The 7027-nt window shown below is 29.3% G+C and carries 8 protein-coding genes; 5 read left to right on the top strand and 3 right to left on the bottom strand.

All coding sequences use genetic code 11. The features are described 5' to 3' along the window. Window positions 1-212 precede the first annotated feature (212 nt). Window positions 213-746, top strand: coding sequence for an inorganic diphosphatase (gene ppa, locus V6U76_RS03710; protein WP_333023686.1), 534 nt, complete (start codon window positions 213-215; stop codon window positions 744-746). A 290-nt stretch (window positions 747-1036) separates the two neighbouring features. Here the strand turns inward: ppa and V6U76_RS03705 are convergent, their stop codons facing one another. Together V6U76_RS03705 and V6U76_RS03700 are read right to left on the bottom strand one after the other, a co-directional pair. Then, window positions 1037-1933, bottom strand: coding sequence for a radical SAM protein (locus V6U76_RS03705; RefSeq protein ID WP_333023685.1), 897 nt, complete (start codon window positions 1931-1933; stop codon window positions 1037-1039). A 33-nt stretch (window positions 1934-1966) separates the two neighbouring features. Beyond that, entirely contained in the window at window positions 1967-2173 is a 207-nt protein-coding gene (locus V6U76_RS03700; protein WP_333023684.1) for a hypothetical protein, read from the bottom strand. Window positions 2174-2389: 216 nt separating this feature from the next. Between V6U76_RS03700 and V6U76_RS03695 the strand changes: the two genes are divergently transcribed. The 4 genes from V6U76_RS03695 (at window position 2390) to V6U76_RS03680 (ending at window position 6124) form a co-directional block, all read left to right on the top strand. After that, entirely contained in the window at window positions 2390-3694 is a 1305-nt protein-coding gene (locus tag V6U76_RS03695; protein ID WP_333023683.1) for a secretion system protein, read from the top strand. A gap of 32 nt (window positions 3695-3726) precedes the next feature. Next, window positions 3727-4092 (top strand): ankyrin repeat domain-containing protein, encoded by a 366-nt coding sequence (locus V6U76_RS03690; protein ID WP_333023682.1) that lies wholly within the window; start codon window positions 3727-3729, stop codon window positions 4090-4092. Beyond that, complete coding sequence (locus V6U76_RS03685) at window positions 4019-4999, top strand: ankyrin repeat domain-containing protein (protein ID WP_333023680.1); 981 nt, start codon at window positions 4019-4021, stop codon at window positions 4997-4999. The genes V6U76_RS03690 and V6U76_RS03685 overlap by 74 nt, the downstream gene beginning before the upstream one ends. A gap of 282 nt (window positions 5000-5281) precedes the next feature. Further along, window positions 5282-6124: a hypothetical protein gene (locus V6U76_RS03680; protein WP_333023678.1), complete on the top strand. Its 843-nt coding sequence runs from the start codon at window positions 5282-5284 to the stop codon at window positions 6122-6124. A 194-nt stretch (window positions 6125-6318) separates the two neighbouring features. Here the strand turns inward: V6U76_RS03680 and V6U76_RS03675 are convergent, their stop codons facing one another. Beyond that, a complete protein-coding gene (locus tag V6U76_RS03675) occupies window positions 6319-6981 on the bottom strand; it encodes a DnaA ATPase domain-containing protein (protein WP_333023687.1) in 663 nt (220 codons plus the stop codon). Window positions 6982-7027: the final 46 nt, after the last annotated feature.

Genomic DNA, 7027 nt, shown 5'->3' with positions numbered 1-7027 from the left:
TATAAAACACAGATCACCAAAAAATTCCCTAATTCACATTTTTCTGTCTTAATTTCCTATTCCATGCAGTAGAAAAAGCCTAATTCTACTCCTTTTTGAAGATTCGCACAGTTTATTGAATGTTTCTCATATCCATATTAGGATATGAATCAAATTATTTGATAACTTATTATTTTTACTTTATATTTTATCTTTACAGTATCTAACTAAATATGAATAAAGTACCATTTAGAGAGAATTTTCCTCAAGAGATAAATGTCGTTATTGAAATAAGTGCAAATTCTGAACCTATAAAATATGAGTTTAATAAAGAGAGAGGTTTTCTTTATGTTGATAGGTTTCTTTCAACTTCAATGTTTTATCCTTGCAATTATGGGTTTATACCAAGCACCAATGCTGGTGATGGTGATCCAGTAGATGTTTTGGTGTTAACCCAAGTACCTTTAATACCAAAAAGTATAATTACTGTACGTCCAATAGGAGCTTTACTTACTGAAGATGAAAAAGGTCAAGATGAAAAGATATTGGCTGTCCCAGTTCCCAGAGTAGATAGTTACTATGATCATATACAAGACTATTCTGATCTCCCAGTACCATTGTTAAACAAAATTGTTCATTTTTTTTCACATTATAAGGATTTAGAAAAAGGTAAGAAAGTGATAACAGGTAATTGGGTCGATGCTAATGAAGCTAAAAAAATTATTAAAAACGCAGCAGTAGAAAACTATGACACTACTGTTTCTTAATTAACCATAAGAATTGAAAGAAAATGGAATTTTTAACTTCTTAAATTACAGATTTAAGGTTTAAATTCGAGATTTTCTCTCAACTTAGTACCGTTCTGTATTTTTTTTTGTGATTCTTTAAGAACAAATAAGTTATTGATTGCTCATCTTATTTATCTCTTGACTTTTCTATTCTGATATCATTAATAGACCTATTTTAAAACTAGAAAATCGTATCTATAAGCTATAAAAACCTAAAATTTAAGTGAATTTTAATAAATCAGAAAGGGCTTTTTGCACATCTTCCAATACTAAAATGATATATCAAATACATTACCGATGTTGTTAAATGCATTAGTATTTGTAAGAACTGCATCTGCACCTAAACTACCGTCACTATTAATAGTCATGGTAAACATATTATCAATAACATTGCCAAAGTGAGAAAAGACAAAAGAGCCATTCAATAAGAATTGCAGTATAGTGTCAATAATTCGTATACTAATTTCTGGATTATCATCTTTTATCCATTCATCAAATATATTACATATATATTTTCCAAAATCAGCGATTTGCCATCCACCATCAAGTCTATCACGCTCTATTGTATCGTGTGTAATATCAGGTAAAAGAAAATCCATGCTTTTTATTTTGAGATCATCAACAAAGTGACGATAGATTTTTTTTGAATCAGTTTTTGGGTTTATAACGGTCAATATTCCTGGATAATCAATCAATTTTCTTTCGGCTGCTTTCTGCAGAGATTGCAAGCCTTTTATAACTCTGTCGTAAGTACCACGTCCTTTATGATCTAAACGGTTGACATCATTATATTCTTTCGGGCCATCTAAACTAACACCTATCTTGATATTGTGCTTATGAAAAAGCTTGATCCATTCTTCATTAATAAGCATTGCATTAGTCTGCAAAGAAAAGTCCAAATTTGTATACGGTGCTAACTCTTTATTAAAACTACTGCAAAGCTCATCAAATGCTTTCTTTTTATACATCAAGGGCTCACCACCATGAAAGACAATTTTAACATCACTTATGTTAAGTTCTTTGCATCCGTGTGCTAAAAATTGAATTATTTTATCTGATGTTTCATGCTTTACATAGGATGGATGCAGCTTCCAGTCTTCATTTTCTCCATTGAAAATATAGCAATAGGTGCAATTAATATTGCACCTTTCTACAAGTTTAAACAACTATATAAAGCTTTATTGGAAGAGATCTGATACTTAAAACGCTTTGCTCCATGTAATACCACACTCTTTTTGATTATTACGATCCTGTAAAATCCGTGTTCTAAATTCTTCATGTTCCTTGCGATGATATTTTTCATCACTAAGAATTTTTTCTAAAAAATTTAGCCCTTGGTTATAAGATTTACTAAAATCTTTTTTATTACTTTCTATACATAAACTCTTTTTATTATCATTAGTCATATATGGTTCTTTATATAAATATATTATGGCAATAATAATGAGATTATAAAACCTGTCAACGTTAAAATCACCTCACATAAAAAAGTGTCCGGGAGGACTAGTAAAATAAGCTAATTTTAACTATTCCTTCAGTATTATATCTCATTATATATAAAAGATATGTACTGCTATATTAAAAAAATTCTGTTTTTTGTTTTTTGTTTAAGCTTGTATCCAATGCACCTCAATGCAGTCAGTCAAAGTAGTGCATTGGGAGCGGATTCAAAGGAGCATGCACATAACGAAATTGCAATACCAGAAATTATACCTTTACCAATGCAAATTCCTGAAACTATGGGTAATGATCAATTGATGTCCGTAAATATTAGTGAAGATGTACCAATAAAAGATTTATTGATCGAAGTAGGAAAGCTTGCTGATATTAATTTAGATATAAATCCCAAAATATCTGGTAGTATTATTTTAAAACTAAAAGATAAACCTATAAAAGAGGTGATAGAAAGTATAGTTCATAGTGCAAAGTTGCGTTATACACTAGAAAATAATGTGATAAAAATTGAACAAAATTTACCGTATATAAAGAGCTATCATATAAACTTTATTAATATTGAGCGTTCTGCTAAAAGTGCTACCCACAGTCAAATTATGACTCAGGCTGATGATAACTCAAATAATACTTTAGAATCTCAATATAAAAGTGATTTATGGTCTTCCATTGAGAAAGAATTCTATACTATCATTAATAGTAATGGGACTGATGATGGTGAATTTTTTTCTTTCAACAAAGAAACAGGTATTATTTTATTAAATGCTAGAAACGAAATTCACAAAGCTGTTGAAAAATATATCAAAAAAACTAAACGTATACTTTCTTCTCAAGTAATGATAGAAGCAAGGATAGTAGAGGTAGTTTTAAATGATGAGCATCTTACAGGCATCAATTTTGAAGCTTTAAATAATGATATAAAACTTGCAGCTATAGAGAATAACTTCTCAAATGATTTGGGTTATATCATGAAAGAATTAGATAAGTTTGGTGCTTTAAAAGTAGTTTCAGGTTCAAAAATACAGACTATCAATAACCAACAAGCTATGATGACTTTTGCTCGAAAATATGTTTATTTTGCTACTGATACATATAGCAAAAATATGCATAATGTACCAGTAGGCGCTATACTAACGGTACATCCAAGTATTAATTTAGATACTGAAAAGATATTTGTAAATTTACACACTGTGTTATCTAGAATCAGTGAATACACTCAAATCTCTAAAACAGGCTTTTTTGCAAAAAAAAGTAAGATAAAGTTGAATAAAAATATACCAGTTATTGAAGTGAAGGAAATGGATTCCATGGTAGAAATAAAAAACGGTGAAGTCATGATAATTGGTGGGTTAATGGAACATAGAAAAACAGAAAAAGATCATGCAACTTCATCAAAAAAAATAAAAGAGAATTTTCAACCTGTAGAGATCATAATTCTTTTAAAAGCAGAAATTATACCATCCATTGATTTTTAGAATAAAAATATATCATTATTTATAGGTAATTTATGAGTGAGCACAGTAAAAAATTATTTGAAGCAGTTTTTAGAACTGATTATGATAAGATTAATAAGTTGATTAATGAAGGAGCTGATATTAATGCTGTTAACTATCATGGATTTGGTTTGTTACATAAAGCTGCTTTCAGGAATTATAAAGAGGTTATTGGTTTTTTATTAGATAGAGAAGCTGATATCAATGCTGTTGGTGGCCATGATAAATGCACTGCTTTACATATTGCTGTTCAAAATTGCTGTGTAGAAAGCTTAAATCTTCTATTAAAGAGAGGAGCTGATATTAATGCTAAAGTCGGTGAAGGTAATGATAAAGGGTGCACAGCTCTACATCTTGCTGCTTTCGACAACAATTATTAATGTTACAGGTGGCTTCAAGGATCCTACTGTTTTACATATTGCTTCTGAAAGAGGTTATGTGGAAGTTGTAAAGTTATTAATAAATAACGGAGCTAATGTTAATGCTACTGATGTTGTTGGATGTACTGCTTTACATCTTGCTTCTGTAAGTGGTAGCATTGTTGCTAAGGAATTTGGACAAGATTCTGAAGATCTTTCAAATAATAAGGAAGGCTATTTAGAAATTATAAAACTTCTATTAAATAGTGGAGCTGATATTAATGCTCGAATAGTCAGTGGAGATAATTATGACGGAATGATTGCCTTACATCTTGCTGTTTTTAAAAATAGTCCTTTAGAAATTGTAGACCTTCTCTTAAATGGAGGAGCTGATATTAATTCTCACATAGTGAGTGAAGGTGATTGCGCAGGAATGACCGCTTTACATCTTGCTGTTGGAAGTAATAATGTAGAAAATATCAAGTTTCTTATTGAGAGAGGAGCTGATATTAATGCTGTTAATGCTGATGGATATACTGTTTTACATTTTGCTGCTATGTACGGTAGAGAAGATGTAGTGGAGCTTTTAATAAATAAAAAAGTTGATATCAATGTTGTTACCCTATGTGGCTTTACTCCTTTACATATCTCTGTCAGACATGGTCACATATCAGTTATTGAAATTTTAATAGAACAAGGTTCTGCAATTAATAAAAAAGATAATTACGGATGTATTCCTTTACATGATGCTGTAAACCATGGAAATGTAGGTATTATAAGATTCTTACTAGAAAATGTGGCGAATATTAATGAAAAAGATAATAATGGATTTACTCCTTTAGATTATGCTATTCGAGCTAAAAACACTAGGGTAGCAGGGTTTTTAATAAATAACGGAGCCCACAAAGGCGAAAACGTTTTGAACTGAGGTAATCTGATCACTAGAATTTGTAGTAATGAATCTCGAAAGAGGCCTATTAATGTGCTTAACAAACATAGCACTTGACTCAACAAATGGTTGAGGATTATATCATGATATGTTAATTGAAGGGTTGAGATGTCATTAACTAATGAAGTATATAAATTTGTTTTAATGAACAATAGTGAACAATATGGTTATATTAGGTTTTCTTTTTTCATTTATTTTTGATCAGAATATCAGAGTACATGTGATTAGTGGGATCTTCCTTTTACAAAAGAAAATAATGTAATGGTTAATCATAAAGACAAAGGTGTTATAAAAGAAGAAGGCACTATAGATGAACGTCTAGAAAAATTCATTAGTGTTTTTGTTAATAAATTTGAAGCAAAACTAGATGAATTTAAAAAAGAAGCAGAAGTTGGGGGAAAAGCAAAAACTGGTAAAATAGCAAATGCAGTTGGTACTTGTGCAAAAGCAATACCAATAGAAGCTCTAAAGGATGTACCTAGTTCAGCTGTAAATTGTATGAATAATAGTGATCATAGGAAAAAAGCAAAAAAAATTGTTCAAGTATTTAGCAATCTAGAAAAGATTAAGATTAGAAGAATGCTAATAGAGGCCAGTGGAGATATTTTTAAAAGTTTTGAAAAGCAATTTATGGAAGTGACTGATACTGATGGAGGTTATACAGGGGGAATGGAAAAGTTAGCAGTGGATGCTAGAGATAGGGCAATAAATCATATTGTTGTAGAACATAATAAAGAAATTTCTGCTGAGTTGATAGTAAAAGGTATAATTCTCGGTGTATCGAAAATAAATCATATAGAAAACCATATCAATAGAAAAGGTGGTTTTACATTAAAAAATTCAAGTACAGGAGAAAATAATTGGAAAACTGAAAGTTTATACACAAAAACAGGTTTTGTAGTACTAAATGGTAAAAGTAATAATGAATATTATTCTTATGAGAAAGATAAGCATAATGGTAAAAAGTATGGTTATCGTATTCCATTGAAATGGGAGATAGGTATGTGGAATAGTACTAATTATAAAAAGCAAGAAAAGCCGTCTAAGGAGTATGTTTATACTTTTGTACAAGAGAGAGAAATGAAGAATGGGAAAAAAGATTAGAAAAAATATTGCAAGATATTAACATGAATGATCCACTTACAACTTTAACAAGAAAGGATTTAATAAAAATTATAGAAGATTCTATAAAAAAGTACAAATGAGAGAATGTAGCGTAACTCATAAAATTAATATATTCATGTCTAACCTTACATAAAGTTCAGCAATTCTTTAACTTTTTTAGATTGAGAATTGTATCACTGCAAATTTAAGACTATTAAATTCTCTTCTAATATAGAGCGTACAAAAGGAATTGTAATACCTGTATTGTAGTCATGCTCTATAAGCTTTTCACTTATTTTTTGTACTATTATATTAAAGCTATGAAAAGATCGTTCCATCCTTGAAATAATATAATTTACCACTTTAATATCAATTTTTAATTGCCTGTCTGCAAATTGCTTGATTAAAATAATTTTTAAAAGTTCATCGCTTGGTGGCGATATTTTTACACTCATAACTGATAAGATTCGAGAAGATAAATCATTTAGCTTAAAATTGAGTTGTTTAGGTGGAATTGATGAAGTAATTAGGAACTTCTTACTATTTTCTTTTACATAATTGAAACAATGGAATAACATTTCTTCATCTTCAATATTTTGTATATCTTCTAAAATGAAAGCATCATTATATTTAATACCATCTAAAAAATTATTTATATCAATAAAAGATGCATTATTTAGTTCTTGCCATATATGAGAAATGTGAGTCTTACCAGACCCCTTAGGCCCATAAAGAATAATATTTTTCCAAGAATAATCATTAATAATTAAATTATATACTTGTTTGTTTTCCTCTAAAAGAATGTAATTATTTATACTGTAGTCAGTGTCATGATTAGTAAACAGATTAAGCTGTATATTAGCCATTTTCATAAAATTTAGTTTTTACATATTTACTAATTAT

The sequence above is a fragment of the Wolbachia endosymbiont of Pentidionis agamae genome (assembly GCF_036711655.1).
Taxonomy (GTDB): domain Bacteria; phylum Pseudomonadota; class Alphaproteobacteria; order Rickettsiales; family Anaplasmataceae; genus JAZHPY01.
This window is presented reverse-complemented; position numbering and strand designations above follow the sequence as displayed.